Origin of the sequence: Escherichia sp. E13S3 (assembly GCF_004212325.1) — a bacterium.
Taxonomy (GTDB): Bacteria; Pseudomonadota; Gammaproteobacteria; order Enterobacterales; family Enterobacteriaceae; genus Escherichia.
Genome location: NZ_RHJR01000003.1, coordinates 417920 through 435484 on the forward strand (window position 1 = coordinate 417920; position 17565 = coordinate 435484).

The 17565-nt window shown below is 50.6% G+C and carries 21 protein-coding genes; 10 read left to right on the forward strand and 11 right to left on the reverse strand.

Features of this window, described 5'->3' with window-relative positions; all coding sequences use genetic code 11:
- Positions 1-182: 182 nt before the first annotated feature.
- Entirely contained in the window at positions 183-821 is a 639-nt protein-coding gene (ytfB, locus tag D9597_RS04825) for a cell division protein YtfB (protein ID WP_130221758.1), read from the forward strand.
- Here the strand turns inward: ytfB and D9597_RS04830 are convergent.
- The gene (locus tag D9597_RS04830; RefSeq protein WP_130216693.1) at positions 805-1452 is read right to left on the reverse strand and encodes a TetR/AcrR family transcriptional regulator; all 648 of its coding nucleotides are present in this window, start codon (positions 1450-1452) and stop codon (positions 805-807) included. The two genes, ytfB and D9597_RS04830, sit on opposite strands and share 17 nt — an antisense overlap.
- Before the next feature lie 211 nt (positions 1453-1663).
- Here D9597_RS04830 and D9597_RS04835 point away from each other — a divergent pair, with 211 nt between their 5' ends.
- The 8 genes from D9597_RS04835 to D9597_RS04870 are packed head-to-tail and all read left to right on the forward strand — an operon-like array spanning position 1664 to position 10587.
- Entirely contained in the window at positions 1664-2455 is a 792-nt protein-coding gene (locus D9597_RS04835; protein ID WP_130216695.1) for a 3-ketoacyl-ACP reductase, read from the forward strand.
- A gap of 9 nt (positions 2456-2464) precedes the next feature.
- Entirely contained in the window at positions 2465-3307 is an 843-nt protein-coding gene (locus D9597_RS04840; protein ID WP_130221759.1) for a sugar phosphate isomerase/epimerase family protein, read from the forward strand.
- A 9-nt stretch (positions 3308-3316) separates the two neighbouring features.
- A complete protein-coding gene (locus D9597_RS04845; protein WP_032226418.1) occupies positions 3317-4093 on the forward strand; it encodes an enoyl-CoA hydratase/isomerase family protein in 777 nt (258 codons plus the stop codon).
- A 9-nt stretch (positions 4094-4102) separates the two neighbouring features.
- Positions 4103-5644, forward strand: coding sequence for a CoA-transferase (locus D9597_RS04850; protein ID WP_130206023.1), 1542 nt, complete (start codon positions 4103-4105; stop codon positions 5642-5644).
- On the forward strand, positions 5641-7722 hold the full coding sequence (locus D9597_RS04855) for an FAD-binding protein (protein ID WP_130221760.1): 2082 nt from the start codon (positions 5641-5643) through the stop codon (positions 7720-7722). The genes D9597_RS04850 and D9597_RS04855 overlap by 4 nt, the downstream gene beginning before the upstream one ends.
- 20 nt (positions 7723-7742) lie before the next feature.
- Positions 7743-8219 (forward strand): TRAP transporter small permease, encoded by a 477-nt coding sequence (locus D9597_RS04860; RefSeq protein WP_130216701.1) that lies wholly within the window; start codon positions 7743-7745, stop codon positions 8217-8219.
- A gap of 42 nt (positions 8220-8261) precedes the next feature.
- On the forward strand, positions 8262-9563 hold the full coding sequence (locus D9597_RS04865; protein ID WP_130216703.1) for a TRAP transporter large permease: 1302 nt from the start codon (positions 8262-8264) through the stop codon (positions 9561-9563).
- Positions 9564-9615: 52 nt separating this feature from the next.
- Entirely contained in the window at positions 9616-10587 is a 972-nt protein-coding gene (locus D9597_RS04870; protein WP_130221761.1) for a TRAP transporter substrate-binding protein, read from the forward strand.
- Between the two features lie 111 nt (positions 10588-10698).
- Here the strand turns inward: D9597_RS04870 and rplI are convergent, their stop codons facing one another.
- From rplI to rpsF, 4 genes are read right to left on the reverse strand one after another with little or no spacing between them, the layout of a single operon-like run.
- Positions 10699-11148, reverse strand: coding sequence for a 50S ribosomal protein L9 (gene rplI / locus D9597_RS04875; RefSeq protein ID WP_001196062.1), 450 nt, complete (start codon positions 11146-11148; stop codon positions 10699-10701).
- A gap of 41 nt (positions 11149-11189) precedes the next feature.
- Positions 11190-11417 carry a 30S ribosomal protein S18 gene (gene rpsR, locus D9597_RS04880; RefSeq protein WP_000135199.1) on the reverse strand — a complete coding sequence of 76 codons (228 nt, stop codon included), beginning with the start codon at positions 11415-11417 and terminating at the stop codon, positions 11190-11192.
- A 4-nt stretch (positions 11418-11421) separates the two neighbouring features.
- A complete protein-coding gene (gene priB, locus D9597_RS04885) occupies positions 11422-11736 on the reverse strand; it encodes a primosomal replication protein N (RefSeq protein WP_001296681.1) in 315 nt (104 codons plus the stop codon).
- Positions 11737-11742: 6 nt separating this feature from the next.
- The gene (rpsF, locus tag D9597_RS04890) at positions 11743-12138 is read right to left on the reverse strand and encodes a 30S ribosomal protein S6 (RefSeq protein WP_001216676.1); all 396 of its coding nucleotides are present in this window, start codon (positions 12136-12138) and stop codon (positions 11743-11745) included.
- A 326-nt stretch (positions 12139-12464) separates the two neighbouring features.
- Here rpsF and yjfY point away from each other — a divergent pair, with 326 nt between their 5' ends.
- The gene (gene yjfY / locus D9597_RS04895) at positions 12465-12740 is read left to right on the forward strand and encodes a DUF1471 family protein YjfY (protein WP_000492914.1); all 276 of its coding nucleotides are present in this window, start codon (positions 12465-12467) and stop codon (positions 12738-12740) included.
- A 128-nt stretch (positions 12741-12868) separates the two neighbouring features.
- Here the strand turns inward: yjfY and ulaF are convergent, their stop codons facing one another.
- The 6 genes from ulaF to ulaA are packed head-to-tail and all read right to left on the reverse strand — an operon-like array spanning position 12869 to position 17275.
- Positions 12869-13555, reverse strand: a complete 687-nt coding sequence (gene ulaF, locus D9597_RS04900; protein ID WP_130221762.1) for an L-ribulose-5-phosphate 4-epimerase UlaF — start codon at positions 13553-13555, stop codon at positions 12869-12871.
- Positions 13555-14409, reverse strand: a complete 855-nt coding sequence (gene ulaE, locus D9597_RS04905) for an L-ribulose-5-phosphate 3-epimerase UlaE (protein WP_130221763.1) — start codon at positions 14407-14409, stop codon at positions 13555-13557. Before ulaE ends, ulaF begins: the two co-directional genes overlap by 1 nt.
- A 9-nt stretch (positions 14410-14418) precedes the next feature.
- A complete protein-coding gene (gene ulaD, locus D9597_RS04910) occupies positions 14419-15069 on the reverse strand; it encodes a 3-keto-L-gulonate-6-phosphate decarboxylase UlaD (RefSeq protein ID WP_000056760.1) in 651 nt (216 codons plus the stop codon).
- A gap of 13 nt (positions 15070-15082) precedes the next feature.
- On the reverse strand, positions 15083-15547 hold the full coding sequence (gene ulaC, locus D9597_RS04915) for a PTS ascorbate transporter subunit IIA (RefSeq protein WP_130221764.1): 465 nt from the start codon (positions 15545-15547) through the stop codon (positions 15083-15085).
- Positions 15548-15556: 9 nt separating this feature from the next.
- Positions 15557-15862 carry a PTS ascorbate transporter subunit IIB gene (gene ulaB, locus D9597_RS04920; protein ID WP_000218362.1) on the reverse strand — a complete coding sequence of 102 codons (306 nt, stop codon included), beginning with the start codon at positions 15860-15862 and terminating at the stop codon, positions 15557-15559.
- A gap of 15 nt (positions 15863-15877) precedes the next feature.
- A complete protein-coding gene (gene ulaA / locus D9597_RS04925; RefSeq protein WP_000404886.1) occupies positions 15878-17275 on the reverse strand; it encodes a PTS ascorbate transporter subunit IIC in 1398 nt (465 codons plus the stop codon).
- Between the last annotated feature and the right edge of the window lie 290 nt (positions 17276-17565).

The window sequence follows — 17565 nt, forward strand, 5'->3', positions numbered from 1 at the left end:
GCATATCAGCCACACTTCCTTGGGTAAAACTTTGTCGCGAGAGTGATGACAAATCCCGGGGAAAAAGAAACAATAGCAATATCCCGTATGAATATAATAGAGGCGGGTTTACCACGGACATCATAGCGTTAGCTTATTCATAGGCTATGATTGAGGAACAAGACGCGGAGCAGGAGGAAACCATGCCCGGGCGCTTTGAACTAAAACCAACCCTGGAGAAGGTCTGGCACGCGCCGGACAACTTTCGCTTCATGGATCCGCTACCTCCGATGCATCGTCGGGGGATTATTATTGCCGCCATTATTTTGGTGGTCGGTTTTCTGCTTCCGTCTGAGGATGCGCCCGACGCCCCCGTCGTGACGCGTGAAGCGCAGCTGGATATTCAGTCGCAATCTCAGCCGCCGACAGAAGAACAACTTCGGGCGCAGCTAGTTACGCCGCAAAACGATCCGGATCAAGTTGCCCCGGTCGCTCCAGAACCAATACAGGAAGGTCAACCGGAAGAGCAGCCGCAAGCTACGCAAACACAACCTTTCCAGCCAGATAGCGGCATTGACAATCAATGGCGCTCTTATCGTGTCGAAGCCGGCAAAACGATGGCACAACTGTTCCGCGACCACGGTCTGCCTCCTACCGATGTATACGCAATGGCGCAGGTAGAAGGCGCAGGTAAACCATTAAGTAATTTGCAAAATGGGCAGATGGTGAAAATCCGCCAGAACGCCAGCGGCGTGGTGACGGGCTTAACCATTGATACGGGGAATAATCAACAAGTCTTGTTTACCCGCCAGCCGGATGGCAGTTTTATTCGCGCGCGGTAGATGACCGTTCAACCAGAAGCCAGCTAAGGATCGTATCTTTGATGACCTTACGTCTGGCTTCCAGTGCCTGCGGTGAAACCATACTGATGTGATAAACCAGACCAAGCGTATGCTGGTTGATCAAATAATATCCCCCAAGCGCAGCAATATTAATATTCACCTGCAACGGGTCGATATCTGGCTTAAATATATTGAGTTTTTTCCCTTCATCCAATAAAGATTCCATTAACTGCAAATGCGCATGGTTAATTTCTAAGAGACGTTGTGATTTTGCATAATGCACACCTTTACTTTGGTTTTCACTATGCACAATTTTTAAAAACCAAGGGTTAGAAACATAATAGTCCCAAGTAAAATCAATGATTTTTTCAATCGCTTTTTGTGGCGGAAGACCTGAGAAATCAAGGGCCTTTTCTTTTTGTCGAATATCGTTCCAGGTATATTCCAGCACTTCGATAAATAAATTTTCTTTATTACCAAAGTGGTGATAAACCGTCTGCTTACTACACCCCGCAGCCTTAACAATATTATCGACCCTGGCGCCTTCGTAACCATATTCGGCAAATTCATTAACCGCGCATAACAGCAGCTTTTCCTTCAGGCTTTGTACGTTGCTGGTATCAAGATACATAACGCTTCCCCACGTCTTCTTCGTGATGGCTATCATAACCGTATTTGATCTCAGCGACAGCAAAAAGGCAAAACATTGTCTTTCATCGAGTTATCAAATGTCCTGTGATCATTATCGCAGATCAACCAACCAGATGGTTGATCTTTTTGCTGACTAGTCGCAAGCTAACCATCACTTAAGGAAACAATATTCAGAAAAAGAGGATTAACCTATGAAATCCACTCGTCCTGTTGCTGTCATCACTGGCGCTGCACGTGGTATTGGAAAGGGTTGTGCGCTGGAACTTGCTCGTGGCGGGTTTAACCTGCTGATTAACGATCGTCCCGATGCCGACAGCGTAGAAAAACTGCATATCACACAACAAGAATGTATGGCAGAAGGCGTGGAAGTCATTTGCTTCCCTGCCGATGTTGGCGATCTCTCCCTGCATGAAGAGATGCTCGACGCGGCGCAAAACCAGTGGGGGCGTCTGGACTGCCTGCTCAATAACGCAGGAATTTCAGTGAAAAAACGCGGTGACCTCCTCGACCTCGAACCAGACAGCTTCGATCAAAACATTGCCATCAATACCCGCGCGCCGTTCTTCCTCGCTCAGGCATTCAGTAAACGTCTGCTCGCACAGCCGAAGCCGGAAGCGGAGCTGCCGCACCGCTCGATTATTTTTGTCAGTTCAATCAACGCCATCATGCTGGCGATGAATCGCGGCGAATACACCATTGCCAAAACCGCCGTTTCTGCCGCTGCTCGTCTGTTTGCTGCTCGCCTTTGCAATGAACAAATTGGCGTTTATGAAGTGCGCCCTGGCCTAATCAAAACCGATATGACCATTCCGGCAACCGCCTATTACGACGAATTGATTGCCAAAGGACTGGTGCCGTGGGGACGTTGGGGTTATCCGGCTGATATCGCCTCCACTGTCCGCGCGATGGCGGAAGGCAAACTGATTTACACCTGTGGTCAGGCGGTCGCCATCGACGGCGGCTTAAGTATGCCGCGCTTCTGAGGCTGAATCATGAGAGATCTGTTACAACGCCCTGATTTATTCAGCATTAATACCGCGACGCTGGGTTATAAAACGCCGCTGCCCGCCATTATTGACGCTTGCGCCGCGCGCGGTATTGGCGCAATCGCCCCCTGGCGCAGAGAATTGCAGGGCGAAGATCTCCAGCAGATCGCCCGCCAACTCGCCGCCAGTAACATGAGCGTTTCCGGTTTGTGCCGTAGCACTTACTACACCGCACCGACGCTGGCGGAACGTAAACTAGCGATTGATGATAACCGCCGGGCGCTGGACGATGCAGCGGTGCTTAACGCCGCCTGTTATATGCAGGTGGTTGGCGGACTGCCAACGGGTACAAAAGATCTGTATGAGGCGCGGGAACAGGTGAAACAAGGGATTCGCCAGTTACTACCGCATTCGAAAGAGGTCGGCGTGCCGATTGCGCTGGAACCGCTGCACCCGATGACCGCAGCCGATCGTTCCTGTTTGTGCACGTTACGCCAGGCGCTGGACTGGTGTGATGAACTCGATCCCGATGGCGAATTTGGCCTCGGCGTCGCGGTAGATGTCTACCACGTTTGGTGGGATCCGGAGCTCGCCAGCCAAATCCTGCGTGCCGGAAAACGCATTCTCGCGTTTCATGTTTCCGACTGGTTAGTACCAACCACCGATTTAGTCAATGACCGGGGAATGCCGGGAGATGGCGTCATCAATATTCCGTCAATCCGTCGTCTGGTTGAAAACGCCGGATTTAATGGCGCTATTGAACTGGAAATATTCTCCCCCTACTGGTGGCAGCAAGATATTAACAGCACGTTGGATATTAGCGTCGATCGCATCGCGCATTATTGTTAAGGAATGAACATGAGTGACCAACCCGTTCTGTTCAGCAGAGCGGCGGCTTCCTGCCGCCTGACATTGAATCGAGAAGATAAATGTCATGCTATTAACGAAGAAATGATCGAATCTCTCGATCATTATTTAAATGAAATTGAAAACGACACCACATTACGATTAGTCGAATTAACTGCTACCGGCGATAAATTCTTTTGTGCAGGCGGCGATATTAAATCGTGGTCAGCCTATTCGCCATTAGATATGGGCAGAAAATGGATTAAACGCGGTAATGACGTTTTTAATCGTCTGCGCAATTTACCCCAATTAACCGTTGCGAATCTCAACGGTCATACCATCGGCGGTGGGATTGAACTTGCTTTGTGCTGCGATATTCGTATTGCTCGCCCCAGCGCGAAATTCTCTAACCCGGAAGTGATGCTCGGTATGGTGCCTGGCTGGATGGGCATTGAACGCGTGCTTAATCAGGTCGGTCCGGTGGTCGGTCGCCAGATGCTGATGCTGGGGAAACGTCTGACGGCACATGAAGCCCAGGCGGCGAATTTAATTGATGAAGTGGTGGAAAAAGAACAGGTAGAAAGCTGGATGGCGAATCAGTTGGCGCAGCTGGAAAAATGTGGTCCGGTGGCACTGGCGCATATTAAGCAACTGATTCTGGCGCTGGAAAATAAACACGCCGATTACTCGCACCAGTTACTGGCAGGGTTAATGTCTGCTACTCAGGATTGCCAGCAGGCGACGCGCGCGTTTGCCGAAAAAAGTAGCGTGAGCTTCCACAATCAATAAGGAAATTGTATGCGTAAGATAACAACCGCCGAGGCACTGGCGGCGCAAATTCAGGACGGCGCAACCATTGCCATTAGCGGTAACGGCGGCGGCATGGTGGAAGCTGACCATATTCTGGCAGCCATTGAAGCTCGTTTCCTGCAAACAGGACACCCGCGCGATCTGACATTAATCCACTCGCTGGGTATTGGCGATCGCGACAGCAAAGGTACCAATCGCTTCGCTCATGCCGAAATGCTCAAACGCATAATTGCCGGACACTTTACCTGGTCGCCCAAAATGCAGGAACTGGTGAAAAACAATGCCATTGAAGCCTACTGCTTTCCTGGTGGCGTGATTCAGGCGTTGCTACGGGAGATCGGTGCCGGACGTCCGGGACTTTTTACCCACGTAGGGTTGGGATCGTTTGTTGATCCGCGCAATGGCGGCGGAAAGTCGAACGCTTGCACCACCGACGATCTGGTAGAACTGATTGAAATTGATGGTGAAACCAAACTCCGCTATCGCCCTTTCAAAGTGGACTATGCCATTTTGCGCGGCACTTATGCCGATCCGCGTGGCAACGTCAGCCTTGAAGAAGAGGCGATTGATATGGATAGCTATTCGATGGCGCTGGCAGCACACAACAGCGGCGGCAAAGTGTTCGTACAGGTGCGCGACGTACTGGAAGCAGGCGCACTTGAACCACGTCGGGTCAAGCTACCGGGGATTCTGGTTGATGGCATCGTTGAACACCGCGAACAACCGCAAACCTATCTTGGCGGTTACGACCTGACGATCAGCGGCCAACATCGCCGTCTGAGTTCTAACGACGCTATTGAACTGGTTAGTCATCCGGTACGTCGCCTGATTGCCCGTCGGGCAGCTCGCGAACTGGTGGCTGGCGCTTCAACCAACTTTGGCTTTGGCATTCCTGGCGGTATTCCAGGAGTAGCGCTGCGCGAAGGCGTTCCTTACCAAAGTTTATGGCTGAGCGTCGAGCAAGGCGTGCATAACGGTATGATGCTGGATGATGCGTTTTTCGGCTGCGCCCGCAACGCCGATGCCATTATTCCATCACTCGATCAATTTGAGTTCTACAGTGGCGGCGGGATCGATATCACCTTCCTCGGTATGGGAGAGATGGATCAGCACGGTAACGTCAACGTCTCGCATCTTAACGGCAATCTGATCGGCCCCGGCGGCTTCCTCGAAATTGCACAAAACGCCCGTAAAGTGGTGTTCTGCGGCACGTTTGACGCCAAAGGCAGCAAGATCGATGTAACGCCAGATGGCTTGCATATCGCCCAGTCAGGTCAAATCCCTAAACTGGTTACCCAGGTGGAAAAAATTACCTTTAGCGCCGCGTACGCACAGCAAAGCGGTCAGGAGGTGCTGTATATCACCGAACGCGCGGTATTCCAGTTAACGGCAGAAGGCGTTGAATTAATTGAGATCGCGCCGGGTGTGGAGATTGAGCGCGACATTCTGCCGTTCATGGCCTTCCGCCCGATTATCAGGCAACCACGTCTGATGGAAAGCAGCCTGTTTACGCCAATGGAGGATGCATGAGTCAGCTTGATGACACCATCCTCGATGCGCTGACGCACGTCACTTTCCCGAAGGGGTTTGTGTCAGCAGAACCAACGTCAATTGTCACCGTTGAGGATGTTGATTACCCGATCTGGCAAGTTGATGCGCTGGTCGTTGGTAGCGGCGCAGCAGGATTACGTGCGGCAGTTGAGCTAAAACGTCGTCAGCAAAATGTGCTGATCGCCACCGCCGGGTTATATATGGGAACGTCAGCGTGCTCTGGTTCCGATAAACAAACACTGTTTACCGCTGCCACTGCGGGCAACGGCGACAATTTCGCCAAACTGGCGGAAGCACTGGCGAGCGGTGGCGCAATGGATCACGACACCGCTTATGTCGAGGCGGTCGGTTCTCTGCATACCCTCGGCGGTCTGCAATATCTTGGTCTGGAATTACCGGAAGATCGCTATGGCGCAATTCTCCGTTATCAAACCGACCATGACGAAGCCGGACGCGCAACCTCCTGTGGACCGCGCACTTCTCGCCTGATGGTGAAAGTATTGCTGGAGGAAGTGCAGCGCCTCGCCATCCCAATGTTGACCAGTGCAACGGTGATTAAGCTCCTGCATCAGTGCGGAGAGAATGGCGAAGATCGCGTTGCGGGGGCTATTCTCGCAACCGGTTCCCGCGCCCATAACCCCTGGGGGCTGGCAATTGTGACTGCGCCCAATGTGGTACTGGCAACGGGCGGACCGGGCGAACTTTATCGCGACAGTGTTTATCCACATAAATGCTTCGGCTCACTGGGGCTGGCGCTGGAAGAAGGTTTGACGCTAACCAATCTGACAGAAAGCCAGTTTGGTATTGGCACGCCGCGCAGCACCTTTCCGTGGAATTTATCTGGCACCTATGTGCAGGTGATCCCGTATATCTATTCTGTGGATGCTGAGGGCAACGAGTATAACTTCCTTGCAGATTACTATCGCACCACCCAGGAACTGGCTTCAAACATCTTCCGTAAGGGCTATCAGTGGCCGTTCCATGCCACGCGGGTGATGGATTTTGGCTCCAGTTTGTTAGATATGGCGGTGGCGCAGGAACAACAACGTGGTCGCCAGGTTTTTATGGATTTCAATCGCAATCCTGAAGCGGTGCCTGGTGATTTGCCGTTCTCATTGGATCGACTGGACGACGACGTTCGCGCGTATCTGGAAAACAACGGCGCCCTGGCGCAATCGCCCATCGAACGCCTGCAACGAATGAATCCGCTGTCTATCTCGCTGTATAAGATGCACGGCTACGATCTCACCACGCAGCCATTGCAGTTTGCCATGAATAATCAGCATATGAATGGCGGTATAGAAGTGGATGTCTGGGGGCAAACCTCCCTGCCCGGTTGCTTCGCGGTGGGAGAAGTGGCCGGAACTCACGGCGTTACCCGGCCTGGCGGCGCGGCACTGAATGCCGGACAGGTTTTTGCCGTGCGCCTGGCGCGTTTTATTGGTTGCTCCCAAAAGCGGTCTGTTAATGGAGATATTGCAAAGCTGGCAGCCTCGCCGTTGTCTACTGTTAGAGAGCTCATCACTCAGGCGCTGGCTAACGAGAACGGAATGACGCTGACAACGGCGAAAGAAAAAATCCAGGCACGAATGTCTGATTATGCTGGATTTATTTGTCATGCCGATAAAGTTCGCCACGCCACCCGCGACGCCCTGCTGTTGAGTGAATTTGTGCAGCAACACGGTTTGACCATCAACCACGTAGGCGAAATTGCCGAGCTATTTATGTGGCGGCATATGGCACTGACCTCTGCCGCGGTATTGACACAGTTGACGCATTATATTGATGCAGGTGGCGGTAGTCGCGGAGCGCGGATGGTTATGGATGAAGCCGGTAATTCTATCCCACAAACACGAAATGGTTTTTGTGATGCATGGCGCTTTCGTTCAGAGCGTATAGAGGATAAAAAGAATAAGTTACTCATTCATTATTGCAACGGTGCATTTCAAGTCAGAAATACTACTGTTCGTGAGTTTCCCATTATCCACAGCATCTGGTTTGAAAAAAATTGGCCTGACTTTCTTAATGGGACAATTTACCAGCCACAGGATGAATGATATTGCAAAGGTTAATCACTATGCGAAATATAATTAGATCTATTAATGCTCTGCTTGCAACATTGAATATTACCATTTTGGCGATCATTGTGGCATGTGTGACATGGCAGGTGGCTGCACGATTTATATTTAATAGTCCCAGTATTTTTACAGATGAACTCAGCCGTTTGCTCTTTATTTGTCTTGGACTTTTTGGTGGTGCGTACACCGCAGGGCAAAACCGGCATCTGGCGATTGACCTGCTACCTATGATGCTGAAAGGAAAAGCCCGACGTCATTTATTTTTGTGTATTCAGATTATCGTTATTATCTTCGCTACCATCATTATGGTATATGGTGGTGGGCTATTAACGATGGACACATTCGATTCAGGTCAAACCTCACCCGCTTTAGGCTGGCAGATGGGATATATCTATATGAGCATCCCGATTAGTGGTGTACTTATTATCATATACACCATAGATATGGTTTTAACCGAACTTAAACAACCACTCTAAAGATAACAAACAACAACCAACCATAGTAGGAATGGAGAAATTATGGATTACTGGTTACCTATTATTGTGTTATTTGGTGCCTTCTTTTTTATGTTGGCATTAGGTGTACCTATTGTTTATGCCATTGGTTTATCGACACTGGCATCAATTTCCACACAACTCGATTTCAACTCAGCATTGAGTGTGGTTTCCCAAAAGTTAGCCTCCGGGTTAGATAGTTTTACGTTGTTGGCAATCCCATTTTTTATCTTGTCTGGCAACATTATGAATCACGGAGGAATAGCGCGAAGGCTAATTAACTTTGCCCGAATTCTTGGCGGTCGTCTGCCAGGCTCACTTGCTCACTGTAATATTCTTGCCAATATGCTGTTCGGGGCAATTTCTGGTTCGGCTGTTGCTTCGGCTGCTGCGATGGGCGGAGTCATGCATCCACAGCAAGTGAAAGAGGGCTATGATCCGGCATTTAGCACTGCGGTTAACGTTGCCTCAGCCCCCACTGGTTTGCTTATTCCACCAAGCAATACACTGATAGTCTATTCACTGGTCAGCGGCGGTACGTCTATTGCTGCATTGTTTCTGGCAGGGTATGTTCCGGGAATTTTACTGGGCCTGGCGCTGATGGTCGTCGCCGGTATTATCGCGGTACGTCGCGGATACCCCAAACCAGAACGTCCGACTTTGCGCCAGGCTGGAGTGGCTATATGGATGGCGATCCCCAGCATTTTCCTGATTGTGTTAATTATGGGTGGCGTACTAAGCGGTATTTTTACCCCAACCGAAGCTTCGGCAATTGCGGTAATTTATACTCTTTTCCTCGCGCTGGTTCTCTATCGTGAAATATCAGTTAAGGATTTACCTAAAATATTTCTGGAATCAGTGATTACCACAGCAATTGTTTTGTTATTGATCGGCTCTTCAATGGGCATGTCATGGGCTATGTCCAACGCTGACGTCCCCTTCCTGATCCTCGATTTGCTCAATACCATTTCTGATAATCCAATAGTAATCCTGCTTATTATCAATATTATCTTGTTGATCATTGGCACATTTATGGATATGACGCCAGCGGTACTGATTTTTACGCCGATATTTTTACCGGTTGTCACCGAACTGGGCATGGACCCGATTCACTTTGGTATTGTCATGGTACTGAACATGTGTATCGGTATTTGTACTCCGCCTGTAGGCAGTGTGTTATTTGTCGGTTGTAGTGTATCTAAATTACCGATTAATAAAATTATCAAACCTATGCTGCCATTCTATGCCGTGATGGTATTGGTGCTGGCAATGGTGACCTATATTCCGCAAATCAGTATGGCATTGCCAAGAGCACTGGGCTACTGATATGCATTCACTGGCGGCACCTGCCGCCATATTTATTAGAAAAGGAACATCTATGAAAATAAAAGTATCCGCTGGCATTATCGGTGCTGTTCTTATGTTATCCGCAAGCCAGTCCTGGGCAGTGACATTAAAACTTAGCCATAATCAGGATAAGTCTCACCCTGTTCATAAAGCGATGGAGTTCTTTGCGAAAAAGAGCAAAGAGTACTCTAACGGTGATATTACTATTCGTATTTATCCAAATGGAACATTGGGTACTCAACGAGAAACAATGGAGCTGATTCGTTCTGGCGCTATTCCACTGGTAAAAACCAATGCGGCAGAAATGGAAGCATTTGAAAATTCTTATAAATTATTTAGCCTGCCTTATTTGTTCCGCGATCGTGATCATTATTATCAGGTCATGCAGGGCGATATCGGAAGGAAAATCCTCGACTCAACAAAAAACAAAGGTTATTTCGGTCTGACGTTCTATGATGGAGTCGCCCGCAGCTTCTACGGCAATAAACCGGTACTGAAACCAGACGATCTGAAAGGCATGAAAGTCCGTGTTCAGCCAAGTCCTGGCGCAGTTGAAATGATCAAAGTCATGGGCGGTAACCCGACGCCACTGGATTACGGCGAGCTGTATACAGCCTTACAGCAAGGTGTGGTTGATATGGCAGAAAACAGTGTGATGGCGCTGACCACCATGCGTCACGGTGAAGTGGCAAAATCCTTCAGCCTTGACGAACACACTATGGTTCCCGATGTGGTTCTGATGAGCAATGCTGCGTTTGATAAACTTAGCCCGGAAAATCAGTCAGTTATATTAAAAGCAGCGAAAGAATCAATGAGCTACATGAAAGACTTGTGGAGCGAGGAAGAGAAAAAAGAATTCGCTAAACTGGATAAAATGGGCGTGAAAGTCTATCAGGTTGATAAGGCACCGTTTATCGAGAAAGTGCAGCCGATGTACGCAGCCTTTGCTAAGGATAACCCTGCCCTTGCCCCAATGCTGGCTGACATTCAGGCGGCTAAGTAATTATCTTAATAGGGCTGCTTATTGCGGCCCTTATCGATATCTGCAAGTGCTCGCTACAAAAGCAAAACGCCGACACAAGGTCGGCGTTTTTACGTCTCGTTGAATAACGAATTATTCAGCTACTACGTTTACGATCACTTTCGCGAATACTTCGCTGTGAACCTGGAAGCTCACTTCGTGTTCGCCAGTGGTACGCAGAACGCCGTTCGGCAGACGAACTTCGCTCTTAGCCACTTCAACGCCAGCTGCAGTTACAGCGTCAGCGATGTCGCGAGTACCGATGGAACCGAACAGTTTACCTTCGTCGCCAGCTTTAGACGCGATGGTAACAGTTTCCAGTGCATTGATTTTCTCAGCGCGAGCATTAGCTGCTGCCAGAACTTCAGCCAGTTTAGCTTCCAGTTCAGCGCGACGTGCTTCGAAGAATTCAATGTTTTTCTTGGTAGCTGGAACAGCTTTACCCTGCGGTACCAGGAAGTTACGAGCATAGCCCGCTTTAACATTTACCTGATCACCCAGGCTACCCAGGTTTGCTACTTTATCAAGCAGAATAACTTGCATTACCTTATCCTCTCAAAGTCGTATTAATGGACCGTGACCGATTACTGATGGCGATCAGTGTACGGCAGCAGGGACAGGTAGCGAGCGCGTTTGATAGCGCGAGCCAGCTGACGCTGGTATTTTGCACGGGTACCGGTGATACGGCTTGGGACAATCTTACCGCTTTCGGTGATGTAGTTTTTCAGCGTAGCGATATCTTTATAGTCGATCTCTTGAACGCCTTCCGCGGTGAAACGGCAGAACTTGCGACGACGGAAATAACGTGCCATATGGCTAGTCTCCAGAATCTATCAATTCAATCTGCTCGGCATGCAAAACCATTTTGCTCAGTCCGTTCTTTGCCTTGTGGCATGAAATGAACCCCTGAACGGTTATGCGACTGCCGACCGTTATACTGTGAGTAATGGCCTGGTTTTCGTGTCCGCTAACAATAACGGGCATTTGGCACCACGCCTGCCGGTGAAAACCGGCTTCCTCCTGCACAGAACGATGCTCAAGCACGAACTGGCAGTGAGGAATTCCTGATGGACTGACCTTGCGAAGGGGAGTCCTGCACACGGTGCCGGACAACACCAGACGGTTGGTCATCAGAAATTACTCTTCAGAATCCCCAGCTTCAGCATCATCTGCGGTTTCGTTTGCGAAATCATCGCGACGCTCACGGCGCTCGTCTTTCGCTTTAACCATCGGAGATGCTTCGGTAACAGCGTGCTTGGTACGCATAACCATGCTGCGGATAACGGCATCGTTGAAGCGGAAGGTAGTTTCCAGCTCATCGATCACTTCCTGCGGAGCTTCAACGTTCATCAGAACGTAGTGTGCTTTGTGCAGTTTGTTGATCGGATAAGCCAGCTGACGGCGGCCCCAGTCTTCCAGACGGTGGATCTTGCCTTCTGCACCAGTGATGGCAGCAGTGTAGCGCTCGATCATGCCCGGAACCTGTTCGCTCTGGTCAGGATGGACCATAAAAACGATTTCGTAATGACGCATCGAATTGCTCCTTACGGATTATTCAGCCTCCTGTCTGGGTCAGCCGAATCCCGGGGAGGCAAGGAACGTGTTAAAGGTCGGCTGAAAAATGACGCGTTATAGTACTTGTATGCCCCGCTAAACTCAAGGCCAGCCGACAAATAAATCTCATCTTTCACCAAAGCGTACTAACACGCTGATTTGGAGTTCATCACACTTCATCATGGTGTTTTTTTGAACAACTGCATCAGAAATGGTCACCATCAACTTCTTTATCATTGATTAAAATTAAATCAGAAGATCATCACAGAGGAGAGCACACAAAGTCAGCCGTCGAGGAGGTATCTATGTTCAGTCGTGTTTTAGCCCTTCTGGCTGTGCTTTTGCTAAGTGCAAATACATGGGCAGCCATTGAAATTAATAACCACCAGGCCAGAAATATGGACGACGTACAGAGCTTAGGCGTGATTTATATCAACCATAACTTCGCCACTGAAAGTGAAGCACGTCAGGCATTAAATGAAGAAACAGATGCGCAAGGCGCAACGTACTACCACGTAATTCTGATGCGGGAACCGGGGAGTAACGGCAATATGCACGCCAGCGCGGATATTTATCGCTAGCACCAGGTATAACCAACGAAACATTGCCATAGTTTGCTTTGCCCCCTTCGCAGGGGGCTTTTTTTGAAAAACGGCTGCGGAATTAGACCAGTTATCTCCCGAAGAAGGAAATTTCCGCAGCGCGTGTTTTACTTCTGCCCGTAATAAGCGTTAGGACCGTGCTTACGCATGAAGTGTTTATTCATCAGGAAGCTGTCGATGTGATTGAGTTGTGGATTAATACTGCGCGCAATCCACGCCATTTTCGCCACTTCCTCCATCACCACCGCGTTATGCACCGCATCGTGGGCATCTTTCCCCCAGGCAAACGGCCCGTGCTGATACACCACAATTCCCGGCGTATGCAGCGGCTCGGCGTTGCCCAGCGTTTCGATAATCACTTTGCCGGTGTTCAGTTCGTACTCACCCTGCACCTCTTCTTCGCTTAATCCGCGCGTGCACGGGATGTCGCCAAAGAAGTAATCGGCGTGCGTGGTGCCTAACGCCGGGATCGCCAGCCCCGCCTGCGCCCATGCAGTAGCATGAGTGGAGTGGGTATGGACAATGCCGCCAAGCGACGGGTAACGATGGTAGAGTTCGAGATGCGTCGCGGTGTCGGAAGACGGACGATATTCCCCTTCCACCACCTTACCGCTCATATCGACCACCACCATATCGTCTGCTTTCATGGTTTCGTAGGCGACGCCGCTGGGCTTGATCACCACCAGCCCGCGTTCGCGGTCGATAGCGCTGACGTTGCCCCAGGTAAAGGTCACCAGCCCATAGCGCGGCAGATCCATGTTGGCTTCAAACACCTGCTGTTTTAGCTTTTGCATTATGCCGCCTCCACCATGCCCGCTTTCGCCATGCGCGCTTTCACCCAATCACGCGCTTTCGCCACTTCTGCCGCCGGATCTTCCGCCGTTTCGCTCCACATCTCAATCAGGTACGGCCCGCAATAGCCACTCTGTTTGAGCGTTTCGAAACAACGTTCGAAATCCACTACACCTTCGCCAAACGGCACGTTTTTGAAGACGCCAGGTTTGGTGTCTTTCACATGTACCGCGACGATATGCCCGATTCCGGCCTGCAACTCCATCTGCACATCGTTGTCCCACGCCGACAGGTTGCCGATATCCGGGTAGAGCTGGAACCACGGATTGTTGAGATAGTGCGCGTAGCCCAGCGCCTTGCTGATGGAGTTCATCAACGGATAATCCATGATCTCCATCGCCAGCGTCACCTGCGCGCGGCTTGCCATCTCAACGCTCTCTTTCAGGCCGTCACGGAAACGACGACGCGTTTCGTTATTGGCTTCCTGATAGTAAACGTCATAGCCCGCCAGCTGGATTACGCGAATGCCGACGTCCTGGGCGAACTGGATAGCTTTACGCATAATCTCCAGCCCCTGCGCCCGCACCGCGTCATCTTCGCTGCCCAGCGGGAAACGACGATGGGCCGAAAGGCACATGGACGGCACGCGCACGCCGGTTTCAACAATCGCGTTGACCAGCGCCAGACGCTGCTCGCGGCTCCAGTCGAGGCGCGACAGGCGAGCGTCCGTTTCATCTACCGACATCTCGACAAAATCGAAGCCTAACGTTTTTGCCAGTTGCAGTCGTTCCAGCCAGCACTCCCCGGCGGGGAGCGCTTTTTCATAGATGCCAAGCGGGATTTGTTTGGACAACATATCCGCTCCTTAGCCCCACAGTTCGGCGATGGAACGTTTGAACTGACGTGCGGCTTCAACCGGAGAGGCGGCATCACGGATGCTGCGACCCGCGATAAACACATGAATCGGAATACCTTTGAACAGCGGCAGATCTTCCAGCGCCAGGCCACCGGTGACGGTGACTTTGAAGCCCATATCGGAAAGACGTTTGATCGCGGTGATATCTGCTTCGCCCCATGCCACGCCTGCGGCCTGCGCGTCACGGCTGCGGTGATAAACCACCTGCTGAATGCCTGCGTCACGCCACTGTTGCGCCTGTTCCCAGGTCCAGTAACCGGTCAGTTCGATCTGCACGTCGCCGTTAAACTCTTTTGCCACGTCCAGCGCACCTTTGGCGGTGTTGATATCCGCACAGCAAATTACGGTCACCCAGTCAGCGTTGGCTTCGAAGCACATACGAGAAAGAATTTTGCCCGCATCGGCAATTTTGGCGTCTGCCAGCACGATTTTGTGCGGGTAGAGCGCTTTCAGGTCACGAACCGCACGCACGCCTTCGCCCACGCACAGAATGGTACCCACTTCGATAATGTCGACTTCTTCGGCAATCAGGCGAGTGGTTTCGTAGGCGCTATCCATAGTTTGGTTGTCCAGCGCGACTTGCAACATCGGTAATGACATGTTCAATTCCTTCTTAAGCTGCCGCGTTGGTGCGGTCAATGAGATCCAGTACTTCCTGCTCGGTACAGCAGGCACGTAAACGGTCGAAATTCTCTTCATCTTCAAACAGGTTGACGATCTGCATGATGCCCACTTCCTGGTGAGTGTTGGCATCAACCGCCGCCATGGTGATGAGGATATCCACCGGGTCGTTATCTTCGTGGTTGAACTCCAGCGGCTTTTTCAGCGTCACCAGTGCAAAACCGGTTTTCTTAACGCCCTCTTCCGGGCGTCCGTGCGGCATTGCCAGGCCTGGAGCGAGCACAAAGTACGGGCCGTGCTGTTCAACCGCATCCAGAATCGCCTGGTAGTAACGCGGCTCGACAATGTCCGCCGCCACCAGCAGGTCAACGCCGATTTTCACTGCGTCCTGCCATGTCTCAGCTTCAGCCTGCAGACGGATAGATTTATTCTCCGCCAGCGAATCACGTAGTTTCATGGCGCGTCCTTACTTCACGTCCTGCGGGAAATGTTCTTTGATCACTTCCAGCAATTTCGGGCCAAAGTCGGCAGGAGAGAGCATGTTGCGCACGCCAACCACGTATTTGTTGCCGGTCACGGTGATTTCGCCCGCAATGTGCGTAGAAGCGATGATGATATCCGCGCCGCTCAACTCACTTTTATATTCGCCAACCGCGCAGCTATTTACCGTGTGGTCGATGTTCGACTGGGTTAAAAACTGGTCCACTTTCATCTTCATGATCATGGAACTGCCTTGTCCGTTGCCACACACAGCCAGAATACGTACGGTCATAATCAAAACTCCTTATTAAGCAGACTGTTCTGCCAGTTGTTTTTCTGCATCTTCTTCTGCGCGCAGCGCGCGGCCAGCGAAGAACATATAAGCCAGTGCAATTACAATGATGACGGCCATAAAGGCGATACCGATGGAGAAGAAGCCCTGCATCATCGGTGGTGCCAGAATTGACCAGTCCGCCATACCCATCCAGGCACTCATACCGGTGAGTTTCACCGCCCAGACGCAACCAAAGATTTCGATCATTCCCATCACCAGACAAATTTTCAGCGCCGCACGCCAGCCGCCGAAGTGGTTAGCGAACACGCCGATGGTGGCGTTGGAGAAGAACATCGGGATAAAGCCAGGAATAATCAGGATCGAGGAACCGCAGGCGACCAGGATACCAACCGCAATCAGCTGACCGATGGTGCCCCACATAAAGCCCCAGACCACGGCGTTCGGCGCGAAGCTATAGATAGCCGCACAGTCAATCGCCAGAACCGCACCTGGGATCAGACGCTGGGAGATACCGTTAAATGCTTCAGAGAGTTCCGCCACAAACATGCGCACGCCCTGAGTGATGATGAAGATCGCCACCGCAAAAGAGAAACCGGTTTGCAGGATGTAGACCGTCCAGTTCACTTTGCCTGCCATCGCCTGCACGGTGTCGATACCGAAGGAGAGCAGAATGGCGCCAAAGAAGATGGTCATGACAATCGCCGTGGAGACGATGTTGTCGTGGAAAATGTTCAGCCAGCCAGGCAGTTTGAGGTCTTCAACGCTCTCCTCTTTTTTGCCCAGGAACGGCGCGACTTTATAAGCAATCCATGATGCAAACTGCTGCTGGTGACCGATGGAGAAACCACAGCCATCCGTCACTTCCTGAGTCGGCTTGTACATCATGTTGGAGGTAATGCCCCAGTAGAGCGAAACCAGAATCGCCGTGCAGATAATGGTGGTCCACATGGAGTAGCCAAAGATGAACAGCGTGACGGCAATCAGCCCCGCCTGCTGAAACATAATGTGGCCAGTCAGCATGATGGTGCGAATACCGGTAATACGACGCAGCAGCACGTAACAAATGTTCAGCGCCAGAGCCAGCAACACCGCATAACCCACCCAGCTATAGGCATCGCCCATGCGCTCGATAGTGGCCATCATCGAAGCGTAAGTATCTGAAATCGCACCATTGATGCCATAAACTTCCGACATTTTCGCCACCACCGGTTTGAAGGTGCTGGTCAGGATGCCGGACCCTGCCTGCAACAGCATAAAACCGATAATCGTTTTGATGGTGCCTTTGATAATAACGCTGACACTTTTGCGCAGTAGGATGTAGCCCAGACAGGTCACAATACCCAGCAACAACGGGGCATTGGTCATGACCTGGTTAAAAAACACGGTAAAGATGTTGTAGAGGATCTCCATAACGATCTCCTGAAGAAGAGGTAACCGGGTATTCCGCACACCCGGAATGTTGTGCATTCACTCTAATTTTCAAAAGTAATCACAACAAGATTATTTATGATTAAATGTGACGCGGCACGCAAATAATTCCACATGGATAGAGTGGGATTCATGCAACGAAACAATTACTCATTTAAATTCATTTAGTTAAATGAATTACACATTCCATTAAATCTTTCCAATCTCAAAATCAACAACAATTCCCCTGGCAAAAAGTCAAAAAATGGTCATTGCCTTCCTGAAAAAATAGT